This is a genomic window from Kitasatospora sp. NPDC036993 (assembly GCF_055607525.1).
The window spans coordinates 41,765-56,093 of sequence record NZ_JBVJRP010000016.1 but is presented as its reverse complement, the minus strand read 5'-3'; the positions used below and the strand labels follow the sequence as shown (position 1 = coordinate 56,093).

Genomic DNA, 14,329 nt, shown 5'->3' with positions numbered 1-14,329 from the left:
ACGCGCTCCAGCCGACGAAGAACGCCCTCGGCCACACCATCCGGCCGGCCCCAACGGTCGATCCGCCGCCGATCCGTCCCCGAACCGCCCCCGAACCTCCGGGCGAAACCGCATACTCGTCCCAACGACCGTCTGTCAGCCGACCGTTGGGGGAAGCCCTTGTTCCGCGACACCCGCCCGCGCAGCATCCACATACCGACCCACCGCGAGACGGCCGACGAGTGGGGCGAGCAGATCGCCGTACTCCGCGCCGCCCCGCCCGGGTGGTTCTTCCTGCTGGGGCGGCTCTCCTCGGACGGCTACCTCTGCCACCTCGACCTCAACTACCACCTGGACGGCGAACTCGTCGCCGTCGTCCAGACCTCGCGCCCCGTTCCGCCCGGCCACCGGGTGGGCTCCCTCACCACCCCGCAGTCCCAACTCTCCACCTTCCTCGCCAATTCCAGCCGTCTCGACCCCCGCACCCAGCTCGCCCCGCTCGACGGGCCGCCCACCCCGGGCGAGGTGCTGCTCCACGGCGTCCCCGTCCCCGTCGAGGTCCACCGCAGCCACGGCTGCCTCAGCGCCACGGTCCCCCGGCTCCCCTCCCAGCAGGGCTACGTGATCGTGACCGCCACCGCCGACCACTGGGCCACCGCCACCGACCTCGCCCTCCGGTCTCCGACGGCGTTCTGAGCGGGGCCGCCGGGCCCCGCGACCCACCCGCACGTCGCCCACGTTTCACCCGTGCTTCACCCGCACGGTTCACCCGGACGGGGCTGCGCGGGCAGCAACCGTTTCCTGATGCACCGTCATGATTGCGCCGTCAGCGCAAGGTTCACGCCAATTACCCTCCGGGCGCCCCCGGTACGACACCGGGGTTGGGGTTAGCCTGTGGCCATGGTTGCAAACTACAAGCACGAAGTGGCCACGCGGGACTCCGAGTTCGTCAGCGGCCCCGCGCTGATCCTCCGAGCCCTCGCATCCGACCCCGGCCGTCAGGCCTTCGTCACCGCCGACGGCGCCGAGATCACCGCCGGCGACTTCGCCGCCACCACCTACCGCCTCGCCCACGAGCTGGTCGCCCGGGGAGTGACCGTCGGCAGCACCGTGACCCTGCTGACCGGCAACACCCCCGAGGCCCTGAGCGCCCGCTACGCCGCGGGCCTCGCGGGCGCCCGGGTGGTCAACCTGTACGACGGCATGAGCGCGCCGGTCCTGGCCGAGATCACCGCGAGCGTCGACACCACCCTCCTGCTCGTGGACGCCGAACGGTACGCCACCGCACCCGAGTTGCTCCCGCTGGTCGACGTCCCGGCCGTCCTCACCCTCGGCCCGGGACCGGTGGCCGCCGACGGGGCCGTCGGCGAGGACGTGATCGCCGCCTCCGCCCACCGCCCCGCCGAGCCGCCCGCCGTCCGGGTCGGGCCCGACGACGACCTCGGCATCCGCCACACCGGCGGCACCACCGGCATCCCGAAGGGCATCCTCAGCCTGCACGGGCCCTACCGCCGCGTCTTCGACACCCCGGTCGGCAGCGACCCCACCGCCGGCGCGCCCCGCCTCCTCGCCCCCACCCCGCTCGCCCACCTCTCCGGCATCCTCTCCGACCTGACCCTCCAGCGCGGCGGCACGGTGGTCCTCCAGCGCTCCTTCGAGCCCGGCGCGGTCCTCGCCGCCATCGAGCGCGAACGCATCACCGACCTCTGGCTGCTGCCTCCGCTGCTCCACCAGCTGCTCGACCACCCGACGGTCGGCCGCACCGACCTGTCCAGCCTGCGGACCATCCCGTACGGGGGCAGCGCCGCCTCGCCGACCCGGATCCGCGAGGCGTTCAAGGTGTTCGGGCCGGTCCTGTTCGGCGTCTACGGGATGTCGGAGGCGCAGCTGATCTCCATGCTCACCCCGCAGGAGCACGACCGGATCGGCCACGGCGGCCAGGTCTCGGTCGGCCGGCCCGTCCCGGGCGTCGAGGTGGCGATCCGCGCGCTCGACGGCACCGACCTGCCGACCGGCGAGCAGGGGGAGGTCCACCTGCGCTCCGACACCGTCATGGCCGGGTACTGGAAGCGGCCCGACCTCACCGCCGCCGTGCTGCGGGACGGCTGGCTGAACACCGGCGACGTCGGCTACTTCGACGAGGACGGCTACCTCTACCTCGCCGACCGGGCCAAGGACCTGATCATCGTGGTCGGCGGGCACGTCTACCCGTCCGAGGTGGAGGACCTCCTCGTCACCCACCCGGCGGTCGCCCGCTGCGCGGTCTTCGGCGTGCGCGACGACCAGGAGACGGAACACGTCCACGTCGCCGTCGTCCCCGCCCCCGGGCAGCGGCCGACGCTGGCGGAACTCCGCGCGTTCGTCACCGAGCGCAAGGGACGGATCTTCGCCCCCGAGGTGCTGCACCTCGTGGACGAGATCCCGCTGACGCCCGTCGGCAAGCCGGACAAGAAGCTCCTGCGCGACTCCCACACCGGCTGACGGCTGACGGACCGTCCGGCTCGACGGACCACGGCCGCGTGCCGGGAGGCCGGCGGCGGGCGGGGTGGCGACACCGAGAACCGCCACCCCGCACGCCGCCGGCCCTCAGGCGTCCTCAGTAGTCCTCCGGCCGCTCGCGCAACTCCTCGCCGAACCGCGACCGGTGGACGCCGTGGACGATGGCATCCGGCGACTGGTAGCCCCGGTGCGCCGGATCCGCGACGTCCCCGTCCCAGGCCGCCTCCCCTCCGAGGTACACCCGCGCGGCCTCCTCCAGCGCCCGCTCCCCCTCCACCACCGCCCGCCACAGCCCGTACCCCTGCCCGACCACCCACAGGCAGAGGTCCTCGGTGCTGTCCTCCGACCACACCTCCCCGTCGACACTCACCCCCTCCGCGAAGTCCGCCAGCTCCTCCGCCGCCGTCGCGTACGCCCACGCGAACTCCTCCAGCACCTCCCGCGGTCGACCCCCCAGCCACGCCTCCAGCGCGGCCACCCGCGGCCGCGCCGCCTCCAGGACCTCCCAGAACCACCCCGGCACCCGCTCCGCCACCACTCCGCCTCCCGACTGCGCCCTCCCGGGTTGGCCGCACCCGCGCGAGCTCGCGCGGGTGCGGCCACCAGATTCCCGAGGCCTGACCGTGTCCGCCGAAGGCACCCTCAGTCTCCCGGCACAGGGGAAGGGCGAAGCGAACGACCCGGAGGCCCAGAAGGCCCGCCAGCAACTCGGCTCGGAGACGAAGGGCTTCCAGGACCATATCAACGCCGCGCTGAAGGCGGCTCAGGAGGCGAGCGACCAAGGCCACAACGCCCTCGTGCGGCTCAGCGCCAACACACTGGACCCGTCCCGCGCGAACGGATCGCTCCTCACGGCGAAGTACGCCGTCGATGGCATCATGCGGGACCTCCATCTGGTCGATCCCTACATCCCGGACGGCAAGGACCCCGCGAAGAACGCCGCCTGGTGGAACAGCCTCACCCTCGACCAGCAGGAAACCTACCTCACGCTGAACGCCGCACAGGTGGGCGATCTCGACGGCATCCCGGCCGAGGCCCGCGACAGGGCCAACCGGCTCGTACTGGACCAGAAGATCGACGCGCTGGAGGCTGGTTCGGCCTCCGTGTTCGGCCTGGACCAGAAGGACTACGACAAGCGCAAGAACGCGCTGATGGAGATCAGGAAGAAACTGGAGGAGGGAGCGAACGAGAAGGAGGAATCGAAGCGAATGTTCCTCCTCGCCATCGGCCCGGAGAGGTTCGACGGCGACGGACGCGCCATCGTCGCCACCGGGAACCCGGACAAGGCCGCCCACACCGCTGTGTTCGCCCCGGGTACAGGCACCGAACTCCCTGGCGTCCCGAACCAGATCGACCGCATCCGCCAGTTCCAGCGAGCTGCCGAATATCAAGCCGGCGCCGGCAAGCCCGTGTCGGTGATCTCCTACCTCGGCTACGACACCCCGGAGAGTCTGCCGGGAGCGGCAAATCCCATGCGGGGCATCGACGGTGCCGAGGACATGCGGAGATTCTCGAACGGACTCCGCGTGGCCCACGGCGAACCGAAGACCCATCTCACATGGATGGCGCACAGCTACGGGACCTACGCCGTCGGCGAGGCCGCCCAGGAAGGTTCGACGGGAAGGACGACCCACTGCCTGTCAAGTCCAAGCAGGATTCGCTGGACTGGGCGCGCCAGATCATCGCGCACGTGGCTCAGGAGACCGGAGCCCGCGTCAACCCGGAGCCCGAGAACTTCGGGTTCACTCCCTGTATCGGCCGGAACGGCGAGTCCGCACCGGACGGCCGCTACACGCTCGACTACGGAGTGCACGCCGACGTCCCCGACGACCAGCACAACGAAGTCCTCAGGAAGGCCCGGGACCTGCTCACCCGCGAAGGCCTCAAGGTCACCGAGTACCGGGAGGTTCCCACCGGGGATCCTTCGGCCCTGCCCATCGCCGCCTTCTCCGCCCGTCACCCCGAGAGCCGGTACGTCATCGACGTCGACAGCACGGCGGGCCACAACCGCCTGTCCCTCGTCGTCCGGACCCCCTGCCTGATGCCACCGTCCGAATCGGCCGCGCCCTCGGAGGCCCCTACACCCACTCCCTAACCCTCCGCCCGGCCCCGGAAGGCCCGACGGTACTCCCGGGGAGCGACGCCGACCCGGTCCGTGAAGACCGGGCGCAGCGAGACCGCGGAGGTGAAGCCGCAGCGGGTGGCGACGGTGTCGACGGGCAGGTCGGTCTCCTCCAGCAGGCGCTGGGCGGTGAGGACTCGCTGGTCGAGGAGCCAGCGCATCGGGGTGGTGCCGGTGGAGGCGGTGAAGCGGCGGGCCAGGGTGCGTTCGGACATCAGCGCGGCGGCGGCCATCCGGCGCACCGTCCAGGGGGTGCCGAGGGTGGCCAGGATCTCGGCGCGGAGGCGGGCGAGCGGGTCGCCGTCGGCGGTGGCGTCCGGGACGGGGGTGGGGATGAACTGGGCCTGGCCGCCCGCCCGGAAGGGGGCGGTGACCATGCCGCGGGCGATGGTGGCGGCGGCCTGCTGGCCGTGGGCGGTGCGCACCAGGTGCAGGCAGAGGTCGATGCCCGCCGCGACCCCGGCCGAGGTCCACAGGCCCTCGCCGCCGGTGAAGAGCACCTCCGGCCGGACCGTCACCGCCGGGAAGCGACGGGCGAGTTCGGGGGCGAGCGACCAGTGGGTGGTGGCCTCGCGGCCGTCCAGCAGACCGGCCTCGGCGAGGACGAAGGCGCCCGCGCAGAGCGAGGCGATCGGGATTCCGGCGGCGGCGACGGCCCGCAGGGCTTCCAGGATCTCCGGGCTCCGCCGGGCGTCCGGGTCCTCGACGCCCGGCACCACGACCAGGTCGCAGTCGGCCAGTGCCGCCGGCCCGTGGTCGGGGACCCGCTCCAGCCCGCCGCCCAGCCGTACCCGGACGCCCTGCGGCCCGCAGACCCTCAGGTCGAAGGCGGGCAGGCCGGGCCGGGTGGTCCGGTTCGCCCAGACCTCGCCGATCACCGCGTAGTCGAAGGCCCGGACACCGTCGAAGATCAGGCAGCCCACGGTTCGCATGGCAGGAATCTATCGACGGGTGGCCCCTCCGCCCATCACACCTCCCCGGTGACGCCGACCACCATGGACGGCATGACGAACACCGACGCCCTCGACGCCCCGCTCACCCTCGACCCCGACGCCGTCCTGCTGCTCATCGACGTCCAGAAGGGCTTCGAGGACACCTCCTACTGGGGCCCCCGTGACAACCCGCAGGCCGAGCAGCGGATGGCCGAGCTGATCGCCGCCTGGCAGGCCACCGGCCGCCCGATCGTCACCGTGCAGCACACCTCCCCGGCCGGCCCGCTGGCCGTGGGCACCCCGGGGTACGAGCTGAAGGACTTCGTCGCCGGGCTCACTCCCGCGCTGCACGTCACCAAGACCGTCAACAGCGCCTTCTACGGCACCCCCGACCTGCACGCCTGGCTCGGGGAGCGCGGCGCCCGGCAGGTGGTGGTCACCGGGATCATCACCAACGTGTGTGCCGAGACCACCGCCCGGATGGCCGGCAACCTCGGGTACGACGCGGTCTTCCCCACCGACGCCGTGCACGCCTTCGACATGACCGGCCCCGACGGCACCACCGTCCCCGCCGCCGAACTCGCCCGCGCCACCGCGACGACCCTGCACGCGATGCGCTTCGCCAAGGTGGTGACCACGGAGGACGTGCTCCGGGCCGCTAAGGCCTGAACAGCGGCTCGTACGCGAGGCGTTCCTCCGCGTTGAGCAGCACGTACGAGGCCCCGGGGCCCAGCGTGAGCTCCCGCAGCCGCGCCAGGGCCTCGGCCGCCGAGGGGACGTCGAGCCCGAGTGCGGCCGCCGCCGCGTCCCGCTCGGCGTAGAGCCCGGGCTGGTCCTCCAGGTACTCCTCGGCCGCCTCGCCGCTCTCCTCGACCGTCAGCCGCGGGCAGTCCCGCCACCACGGCACCGCCAGCAGCAGCCGGACCAGCTCCGGCACCCCGACGGCCAGCAGCGCAGCGCCGCCCTCCGAGTCGGCGTACAGCACCGGGCGCTCCTCGCCGCCCCCGCCGCAGAGGAAGAAGGTGCCGCCCGCGCCGTCCTTGGCCACCGGCTCCAGGGCCTCGCCCGAGGCGAGCACCACCTCCTCCCCGTGCTCGTAGGCGTCGAGGGAGAAGTCGCCCGGCCAGGCCAGGAAGCCGGCGGCGGCGGAGTCGGCGCGGATCGCATCGAGGAGGGACATGGCGGCCACCCTACGACCGGCCTCCGACAGCACGGCCGCCTTCGGGACAGCCCTCAGGCCGGCCCCTCGGGACAGCCCAGCCGGGCTCAGGCCGCCAGCCGCTCCGCCAGGTACTCCTCCCAGGTCCGCCGCCCGTGCTCGGCCCCCGCCGCAGCCAGGTTCTCCCCCGCCCGGTACGCCCGCCCGACCTTGCCCGGCACCCGGACCGGCAGCTGCCGGCGGCTGCGGCCGCGCGCCGCGAGGTAGGCCGTGGTCAGCTCGCCCATCTCGTACACGGCCGGACCGGCCAGGTCGGGCACCGTCCCGGCCGGCTCGCCCAGCGCCAGCACCACCAGCCGGGCGGCGACCTCCCGCGCGTCCACCGGCTGCCAGCGGATGCCGCCGGGCGCGGGGACGAGCGGCAGCTTCGCCATCTTCTCGGCCACCGTGAACGCCAGGTCGTGGAACTGCGCGGCCCGCAGGATGGTGTACGGCAGGCCCGAGCCGGCCACCGCCCGCTCGGCGGCGTGCTTGGCCCTGAAGTAGCCGAGCGGCAGCCGGTCCGCGCCGATCACCGAGATGTACACCAGGTGCCGCACCCCGGCCCGCCGCGCGGCGTCGACCAGCAGCCGGGTCGCGACGTCGTCGCCCTTGGGGCCGCCCGCCAGGTGCAGCACGATGTCCACGCCCGTCAGCGCCGCGTCCAGTTGCCCGGCCACCGCCGCCGGATCGCCGAGCAGGTCGCCGCGCGCGTACGTCACGCCGTCGGCGGCCGGGCGCTCCCGCCGGCTGAGCACGCGCACCGGCAGCCCGGCCGCGCGCAGCAGCGGGACCACCTGCCGGCCGAGGGTGCCGGTGCCGCCGGTGACCAGCACGGTGTTCTTCGTCATGACCGTCTCCGATTCGTCCTCGGCCGGGAGGGGAGTTGATCTCCCCGCCGCGGCCGTTGTTGGGTGGCTCCTGCTGCCCTGACCCCCGGCGACGAAGGAATGTGACACGTGGACGAGACGGTGGATGAGAAATCTGCCCGGGCCGTGTTCTTCGAGGAGCACCGCCCGCACCTGCGCGCGGTCGCCTACCGGATGCTCGGCTCGGTCAGCGAGGCCGAGGACGCCGTCCAGGAGGCCTGGCTCCGCTACGACCGCACCGACACCGGCGACGTGGCCAGCCTCGGCGGCTGGCTGACCACGGTGGTCTCCCGGGTCTGCCTGAACCTGCTGCGCACCCGTGCCCAGCGCCGCGAGGAGCCGCTGGAGCCCGCCGGACCTGACGGCGAGCCGGGCCCGCCGCGCATCCCCGACCCGCTGCTGCGGCGCGAGGGGGTGGTGGACCCGGAGCAGGAGGTGATGCTCGCGGACTCGGTCGGGCTGGCGCTGATGGTGGTGATGGAGTCGCTGTCGCCGGCCGAGCGGGTCGCCTTCGTGCTGCACGACCTGTTCGCGGTGCCGTTCGAGGAGATCGCCCCGCTGATCGAGAGGACCGCCGCCGCCACCCGCCAGCTGGCCAGCCGGGCCCGCCGCAGGGTGCGGGGGCAGGCGCCCGCGCCCGACCCCGACCTCGGCCGGCAGCGGCTGGCGGTGGACGCGTTCTTCGCCGCCGCCCGCAACGGCGACCTGGGCGCGCTGCTCGCCGTGCTCGACCCGGACGTGGTGCTGCGCTCGGACGGCGGCGCGACGATGGCCCGGCACACGGTGGTGCTCTCCGGCGCCGGCACGGTGGCCGGCCAGGCCGTCCTGTGGGGCACGCTGTCGCCGTTCGCCCGCCGGGCGCTGGTCAACGGCACCGCGGGCGCGGTGGTCATCGGCGACAACGGACGGGCGCTGTCGGTCATGGCGTTCACCGTCGTGGACGGCGCGATCGTCGCGATCGACGTGCTCACCGATCCGGAGCGGCTGGCGGCGCTGGACCTCACGGCCTTCCGGGACCGGTAGAGCCGGCAGGACCGGTGGAGTCGTCGGGGCGACGGAACGGGGGTGGCAGGGCTCGGCCCTTCCCCCCGTTCCACGCCCGCCACCCCCGGCGGCCCGACGTGCCCCCTCAGCGCCCTCAGCGCCCGGTCGCGCCGTCCAGCTGCTCCCGGATGATGTCCGCGTGCCCGGCGTGCCGCCCGGTCTCCTCGATCATGTGGACCAGCACCCACCGCAGCGACGGCCCCTCGGCGTCGTCCGGCCGCAGCGAGCGCACGCCGGGACGGTCCAGGCCCGGGGCGGCCGCGGCCACCGCGTCGGACCGCTCGATCGCCGCCCGGTAGGCGGCCACCTCCGCGGCCACGGTCGCGCCGTCCAGCGGCACCTCGTCCGTCGAGCCCGGCTCCTCGCCCACGCCCTGGTAGGCCCAGGTGAACCAGTTGTCCTCGACCACCGCGAGGTGTCGCACCAGCCACAGCAGGCTGGTGCCGGAGGCGGTGCCGGGACGCCGGGCGTCCTCGTCGGAGACTCCGTCGAGCTTGGCGATCACCGCCGTGCGCAGGTAGCCCAGGAAGGCCAGCAGGGTGGTCGGCTCGTCCGCGTTCAGGCTCGGCGGACGGACGTCGGAGAACGTGGGCGCGTCGGTGTTCGTTTCGGTCACCGCGCCACCCTAGCCAGCCGCTGGTTCACCGTCACCGGCCTTTTCCGTCACCAACCCTGCGCCGTCACCAACCCTGCGCCGTCACCAGCCCTGCGCGGTCACCCAGTCCGCGAGGTGCCGGGCGCAGTCGTCCACCGACTCCTTCCAGGTGTGCCCCGCACCGTCCCCGGCCTCGTCGCTGACGTGCTTGACCAGCCGCACCGGCACCCCGGCCCGGTGCGCGACGGTGGCGACGGCGTAGCCCTCCATGTCCACCAGGTCGGCGTGCTCGGCGAGCCGGTCGCGGGCGTCCGTGTCGGAGACGAAGAGGTCGCCGGTGGCCAGCACCGGCCCCTCGCCCTTGCCGATCACCAGCGGGGCGCCGTACTCACGCCCGGTGAGCGCGTGCAGGGACGCGGTGTCGAGGTCGTGCTGGATCACCTGGACCACGTGGTGGGTGCCCTCCCAGCCGGGGCGCAGGGCACCGGCCGTGCCGAGGTTGATCACCTCGGAGGGCCGCTCGCCCTGCGCGAGGACGGTGGCCAGCGCGGCGGTGGCGTTGACCTTCCCGATCCCGGTGAGCAGCACGGGCAGGCGGTCGTCCAGGTGGGCGGCCTCCTCGCGCACGGCGACGACGAGCAGCGGACGGTCGGGCGAGATCGTTCCAAGCAGGCGCATGTCTCCATCGTACGGAGGGAGGGGGCGCCGCACCCGGGAACGCGCGCCCGTAACCGGACCCCCGCGCTCCGCCCGGTCGCGGGAACCGCGTAGGGTGCGGCGCGCGTCGGACGGTTCGCCACTTCTCGGGGCGGGCGGCACGTGCACGGGCGGGCGAGCACCGCCGGACACGCACGGGCACGAGCGGGCACGAGCCGTCCGGGAGAACGTGCACGACATGCTCAAGTCCGGCGCAAGTCGGGTGTGGCCGGAGGGACTCGCGGCCATACTGCTGCCATCGGTCGGGCCCCGGGGAGCGGGCCGGGCCCCAGGGGAGGATGAGGCGGGTGGCGACACCAGTAGGCAACGGCGCGCCGGTGACGACGGCTGCGCCCGGAACACCGGCCGTCCGCGGAGCGGCCCCGCTCGCGACGCCCGGCGGTGCTCCCCCGGCGCCCAGACCGGGCGGGGCGCCCGCGAAGCGCCCCCCGAAGGCCGTCGCCACCGGCGTGCGCGCCCGGCTCGCGCAGGCCACCCGCACGCCGCCCGGCCGCCTGCGGCTGGCCGGGGTGGTGCTCGCGGTGCTGACCGTGGCCTTCGGCGGCCTCACCGCCTGGCAGTTGGAGACCAGGGCGCAGGCCGCCGACCGGGTGGTCTCGTACAGTCAGCCGCTCAGCCGGGACGCCGCCGAGATCCACCGCAGCCTGGCCGACGCCGCCACCACCGCGGCGAGCGGCTTCCTGCTGGCCGGCGCCGAGCCCGACAGCGTCCGCAGCCGCTACGAGCAGGACATCGCCACCGCCGCCAAGCTGATCGCCCAGGCCGCCGCCCGCACCACGGCGACCTCCCCCGCGCAGGACTCGCTCGCCCGGCTGAACCAGCAACTCCCGGTGTACTCGGGCCTGGTGGAGACCGCGCGGGCCGACAACCGGCAGGGCATCCCGCTCGGCGGCGCCTACCTGCGGTACGCCTCCGAGCAGATGCAGACCGTGCTGCTGCCGGCCGCCGCCGAACTGGCCGCCGCCGAGAACCGGGAGCTGGCCGACGACTACGCCGCCGCCAAGGCGGTGCCGTGGGGGGCGTACGGGCTGGCGCTGGTCGCCCTGGCCGCGCTGGTCTGGGTGCAGCTGACGCTGTTCCGCCGCACCAACCGGGTGTTCAACATCGGACTGCTGGGCGCCACCGCCGCCGTCCTGTCCGGCGCCCTGTGGCTGACCGTCACCGGCCTGACCACCAGCGCGGCGCTCAAGCAGAGCGACCGCGAGGGCGCGACCCCGCTGCGGGCGCTCAACTCCGCCCGGGTGGACGTGCTGACCGCCCGGCTGGCGGAGAACCTGCACTTCGTCGCCCGCGGCTCGACCACCAGGTACGCCGACCAGTGGGCGAAGGCCACCGAGCACCTCGCCGGAGCCGGGAACCCGCCGCCGGAGCGGTCCGGCGGCTCGCTGCCGGAGGCCGTCCGGCTGGCGCCGGAGGCCGCGAAACCGGACGTCCAGGAGGCCGCGAAGCAGTTCGACCAGTGGCGCGTGCAGCACGACGCCGCCCGCAACCTGGAGGTCGAGCACGCCGACTACCAGGGCGCCCTGGAGGCCACCGTGACGGCCAAGGGCGACACGGCCACCGCCGATGTCATCTTCGACGCCACCGACAAGGCGCTCGCGCGGGCCGCCGACATCGAACAGAAGCGCTTCACGCAGGCCGCCGAGGGCACCCGCGGGGACCTGCGCACCGCCGCCGTCGCCACCGCGCTGCTCGGCCTGGTGGCCGCGGCCGCCGCGCTGCGCGGCCTGGGCCGGCGACTGGCCGAGTACCGGTAACGGGCAAGGGGGAGACGGACCGATGAGCGAGAGAAGCTTCAGGAGAAGGACCAGGCCCGCCGTCGCGCTGGCCCTGCTGGCGGCCGGCGCCACCGTGCTGGCCGGCGGCGGCCCGGTCGGCGCCGCACCGGCCGGCACCGCCGCGCCCCTGGCCGTACGGGACGGGCAGCAGGACCAGCAGGCCCAGGCCGACGGCTGCGACATCTACAAGAGCGTGCCGCCGAGCACCGAGGACGGCCCGGCCGTGAGGGCCATCAAGGCCAAGCGCAGCCTGGTGATCGGCGTGGACCAGAACAGCTACCGCTGGGGCGCCCGCAACCCGAACACCGGCCGGATCGAGGGCTTCGACATCGACCTCGCCCGGGCGATCGGCGCCGCCGTCATGGGCGACCCGGACAAGGTGGTGCTCAAGCCGGTGGCCACGGCCGACCGGGTCGAGGCCATCAAGAAGGGCCGGGTCGACCTGATCGTCCGCACCATGACGATCAACTGCAAGCGGATGGAGGACGTCGCGTTCTCCAAGCCGTACTTCAACATCAGCCAGCGCGTCCTGGTGCCGAAGTCGTCGCAGGCGAAGAACATCGACGAGGCGATCAGGGACAAGGCGGTCTGCGCCGCCGACGGGTCCACCGCGCTGAACGTGGTCAAGGAGAAGAACACCGCCCGGCAGGTCGTCACGGTGGAGAACCAGCTGGACTGCCTGGTCCTGATGCAGCTCGGCAAGGTCGACGCCGTCATGACCGACAACGGTCTGGCGGCCGGTCAGGCCGCACAGGACCAGACCGTGCGGATCGTGGACGGCGAGGCGCAGCCGGAGGTGACCGGCGTCGCCATGCTGAAGGACAGCACCGACCTGACCGCCCGGGTGAACCAGGTGCTGGCCGACTACTACGCGCGCGGCGACTGGGCCCGTTCGTACGACCGCTGGCTCAAGCCGTACATGCTCAACGAGGCCGACCGCTACTGGCCGGGCACCCACTGAGCCGGCCGGGGAGTGACGCGCGGGGCGGCGCGGAGGAGGTAGCGCACGGGCCGTCAGCGGGGCGTTGACGGCCTCCGGACGCCCCGCGCCCGCTCCGCCCGGACGGCCACCGGTTAGGGTTCGGGACGATCACCCCGGGGAGACCGGTGGTGGACATGGGGGGGGTTGTCGTGGGACCGCAGGCCGGGAACACCGGGATCGTCAGGCACGTCGGAACGGTCGGGAACGTCGGGAACGCACCCGAGGAAGGAAGGGCACCGCGGTGGCGGCATCGGCTGGCCCGGTACTGAACCGGGAGGAGGTGGACCGCGCGCTCGCCCGCCTCGGAGCGGAGCGGGACGCGGTCGAGTCCGCGCTGCTCGCCCTCCAGGACCACCCCGGCCTGCGGCTGCTGGACGGCGCCGAGCTGTCCGGGCGCACCCTGGAGCGCTGGTCCGTCGCCGGCAAGGGCCTGCCGCTGCTGTGGGCCCTGTTCGACCGCTACTCCGAGGCGCTGGCCTCGGCGCGCGCCGTCCGGGCCCGCAAGGCCAAGCCGGGCTCGCCCGAACTCGCCGAGCTGAGCGAACTGCTGACCGGCGACGCGGTGACCGTCCCCGGCGGGGTGGTGCCGGACGGCCCGCAGGTGCTCGGCGCGCCCGCCAGGCTGGTCGAGCGGATCAGCCTGGACGCGCTGATGACCCGGATGAACTCCTGGTACGCCACCGTGCTGGAGGTGGTCAGCGCCGCCGACGCGGTCTGGTCGGCGCTGCCGGCCCGGATCGACCTGCTGCTGGCCGAGCTCCAGCGGGTGCGCACCCTGGGTGCCTCGCTCGGCGTGCGCACCGGCAGCCACCCGCTGGGCGACGACCTGTCCGGGATCGAGAAGGACCTCACCGGGCTGCGCACCGAGGTGCACGGGGACCCGCTGGCGCTGTGGCGTCCGGCCCGGGTGCCCGCCCAGCGCGGCACCGTCCCCGAGGGCTCGGCCTTCGCCGGACCGGCCGGGATGGTGGACACCGAGCGGTTCGACCGGGCCGGGCGGGCGCTGGACGGCGTCCGGCTGGAGCTGGAGGACCTGCTGCGGCTGCGCGACGAGGCCGAGGAGCGCCTCCAGGGCGTCGGCGACCTGCTCCAGCGGGCCGACGCCACCCTGGCCGAGGCCCGCCGGGCGCGCGGCGAGGTGCTGGCGAAGATAGCCTCCAGCGACGTCCCCGCGGTGCCCGGCCCCGCCTCGGCGCTGCGCGAGCGGATCGTCGCGGCGCTGGACCTGCGCCAGGCCGGGCAGTGGGGCCGGCTGGCGCCGCTGCTGGACACCCTGGAGGACGCCGCCGCCAAGGAGCTGACCCGGGCCAGGCAGTCGCTCACCGAGGTGACCCAGCCGCTGGCCGTCCGGGCCGAGCTGCGCGGCCGGCTGGACGCCTACAAGGCGATGGCGGCCCGGCTGCGGGTCTCCGAGGACCCGGAAGTGATCGAACGGTACGAGAAGGCGCGCTGGCTGCTGTGGAGCGCGCCCTGCGACCTGCGGGCGGCGGCCGCCGCGGTGGCCCGGTTCCAGCAGTCGCTGCGGCCGGCCCACACCGAGGCCGAGGCCGGACAGGCTCAGGAGGCGGCCGGCCAGGCGCCGGCCGACGGACAGGTCCAGGGGGGCTGAGGGTG

Annotated in this window: 14 protein-coding genes; 8 read left to right on the top strand and 6 right to left on the bottom strand. The window is 74.2% G+C overall.

The genetic code is table 11. The features are described 5' to 3' along the window. The first annotated feature begins 159 nt into the window (after positions 1-159). Both ACZ7C5_RS29105 and ACZ7C5_RS29100 read left to right on the top strand, forming a co-directional pair. On the top strand, positions 160-675 hold the full coding sequence (locus ACZ7C5_RS29105) for a hypothetical protein (protein WP_401089796.1): 516 nt from the start codon (positions 160-162) through the stop codon (positions 673-675). 204 nt (positions 676-879) lie between these two features. Continuing rightward, positions 880-2,460: an AMP-binding protein gene (locus ACZ7C5_RS29100; RefSeq protein ID WP_470323768.1), complete on the top strand. Its 1,581-nt coding sequence runs from the start codon at positions 880-882 to the stop codon at positions 2,458-2,460. Between the two features lie 115 nt (positions 2,461-2,575). Here ACZ7C5_RS29100 and ACZ7C5_RS29095 read toward each other — a convergent pair whose 3' ends face one another. Continuing rightward, positions 2,576-3,013 carry a hypothetical protein gene (locus ACZ7C5_RS29095; protein ID WP_401089793.1) on the bottom strand — a complete coding sequence of 146 codons (438 nt, stop codon included), beginning with the start codon at positions 3,011-3,013 and terminating at the stop codon, positions 2,576-2,578. 88 nt (positions 3,014-3,101) lie between these two features. Between ACZ7C5_RS29095 and ACZ7C5_RS29090 the strand changes: the two genes are divergently transcribed. Next, positions 3,102-4,520: an alpha/beta hydrolase gene (locus tag ACZ7C5_RS29090; protein ID WP_470323767.1), complete on the top strand. Its 1,419-nt coding sequence runs from the start codon at positions 3,102-3,104 to the stop codon at positions 4,518-4,520. A gap of 49 nt (positions 4,521-4,569) precedes the next feature. On the opposite strand, the gene ACZ7C5_RS29085 is transcribed toward ACZ7C5_RS29090, so the two are convergent. Then, a complete protein-coding gene (locus ACZ7C5_RS29085; protein WP_401089790.1) occupies positions 4,570-5,532 on the bottom strand; it encodes a GlxA family transcriptional regulator in 963 nt (320 codons plus the stop codon). 72 nt (positions 5,533-5,604) lie between these two features. Here ACZ7C5_RS29085 and ACZ7C5_RS29080 point away from each other — a divergent pair, with 72 nt between their 5' ends. Then, the gene (locus ACZ7C5_RS29080) at positions 5,605-6,201 is read left to right on the top strand and encodes a cysteine hydrolase family protein (protein WP_401089788.1); all 597 of its coding nucleotides are present in this window, start codon (positions 5,605-5,607) and stop codon (positions 6,199-6,201) included. Here ACZ7C5_RS29080 and ACZ7C5_RS29075 read toward each other — a convergent pair. Continuing rightward, entirely contained in the window at positions 6,191-6,712 is a 522-nt protein-coding gene (locus ACZ7C5_RS29075) for a hypothetical protein (RefSeq protein ID WP_470323766.1), read from the bottom strand. The two genes, ACZ7C5_RS29080 and ACZ7C5_RS29075, sit on opposite strands and share 11 nt — an antisense overlap. An 86-nt stretch (positions 6,713-6,798) precedes the next feature. After that, a complete protein-coding gene (locus ACZ7C5_RS29070) occupies positions 6,799-7,581 on the bottom strand; it encodes an SDR family oxidoreductase (RefSeq protein ID WP_401089784.1) in 783 nt (260 codons plus the stop codon). 120 nt (positions 7,582-7,701) lie between these two features. Here ACZ7C5_RS29070 and ACZ7C5_RS29065 point away from each other — a divergent pair, with 120 nt between their 5' ends. Beyond that, entirely contained in the window at positions 7,702-8,622 is a 921-nt protein-coding gene (locus ACZ7C5_RS29065) for a sigma-70 family RNA polymerase sigma factor (protein WP_401089782.1), read from the top strand. A gap of 115 nt (positions 8,623-8,737) precedes the next feature. Here ACZ7C5_RS29065 and ACZ7C5_RS29060 read toward each other — a convergent pair whose 3' ends face one another. Both ACZ7C5_RS29060 and ACZ7C5_RS29055 read right to left on the bottom strand, forming a co-directional pair. Next, positions 8,738-9,259, bottom strand: a complete 522-nt coding sequence (locus ACZ7C5_RS29060; RefSeq protein WP_470323765.1) for a DinB family protein — start codon at positions 9,257-9,259, stop codon at positions 8,738-8,740. 81 nt (positions 9,260-9,340) lie between these two features. Beyond that, positions 9,341-9,916, bottom strand: a complete 576-nt coding sequence (locus ACZ7C5_RS29055) for a nucleosidase (protein ID WP_401089779.1) — start codon at positions 9,914-9,916, stop codon at positions 9,341-9,343. Positions 9,917-10,242: 326 nt separating this feature from the next. Between ACZ7C5_RS29055 and ACZ7C5_RS29050 the strand changes: the two genes are divergently transcribed. The 3 genes from ACZ7C5_RS29050 to ACZ7C5_RS29040 all read left to right on the top strand — a co-directional run bounded on the left by ACZ7C5_RS29050 (position 10,243) and on the right by ACZ7C5_RS29040 (position 14,324). Further along, entirely contained in the window at positions 10,243-11,712 is a 1,470-nt protein-coding gene (locus tag ACZ7C5_RS29050; protein ID WP_470323764.1) for a hypothetical protein, read from the top strand. Between the two features lie 22 nt (positions 11,713-11,734). Then, positions 11,735-12,694 carry a glutamate ABC transporter substrate-binding protein gene (locus tag ACZ7C5_RS29045; RefSeq protein ID WP_401089776.1) on the top strand — a complete coding sequence of 320 codons (960 nt, stop codon included), beginning with the start codon at positions 11,735-11,737 and terminating at the stop codon, positions 12,692-12,694. 262 nt (positions 12,695-12,956) lie between these two features. Beyond that, positions 12,957-14,324 (top strand): hypothetical protein, encoded by a 1,368-nt coding sequence (locus ACZ7C5_RS29040; RefSeq protein WP_401089774.1) that lies wholly within the window; start codon positions 12,957-12,959, stop codon positions 14,322-14,324. The last annotated feature ends 5 nt before the right edge of the window (positions 14,325-14,329 follow it).

Bases quoted from the DNA above. Each gene is read 5' to 3' on its own strand.
- ACZ7C5_RS29100 (WP_470323768.1), top strand. From the start codon at position 880: ATGGTTGCAAACTACAAGCACGAAGTGGCCACGCGGGACTCCGAGTTC.
- ACZ7C5_RS29045 (WP_401089776.1), top strand. From the start codon at position 11,735: ATGAGCGAGAGAAGCTTCAGGAGAAGGACCAGGCCCGCCGTCGCGCTG.
- ACZ7C5_RS29070 (WP_401089784.1), bottom strand. From the start codon at position 7,581: ATGACGAAGAACACCGTGCTGGTCACCGGCGGCACCGGCACCCTCGGC.
- ACZ7C5_RS29055 (WP_401089779.1), bottom strand. From the start codon at position 9,916: ATGCGCCTGCTTGGAACGATCTCGCCCGACCGTCCGCTGCTCGTCGTC.
- ACZ7C5_RS29075 (WP_470323766.1), bottom strand. From the start codon at position 6,712: ATGTCCCTCCTCGATGCGATCCGCGCCGACTCCGCCGCCGCCGGCTTC.
- ACZ7C5_RS29085 (WP_401089790.1), bottom strand. From the start codon at position 5,532: ATGCGAACCGTGGGCTGCCTGATCTTCGACGGTGTCCGGGCCTTCGAC.
- ACZ7C5_RS29080 (WP_401089788.1), top strand. From the start codon at position 5,605: ATGACGAACACCGACGCCCTCGACGCCCCGCTCACCCTCGACCCCGAC.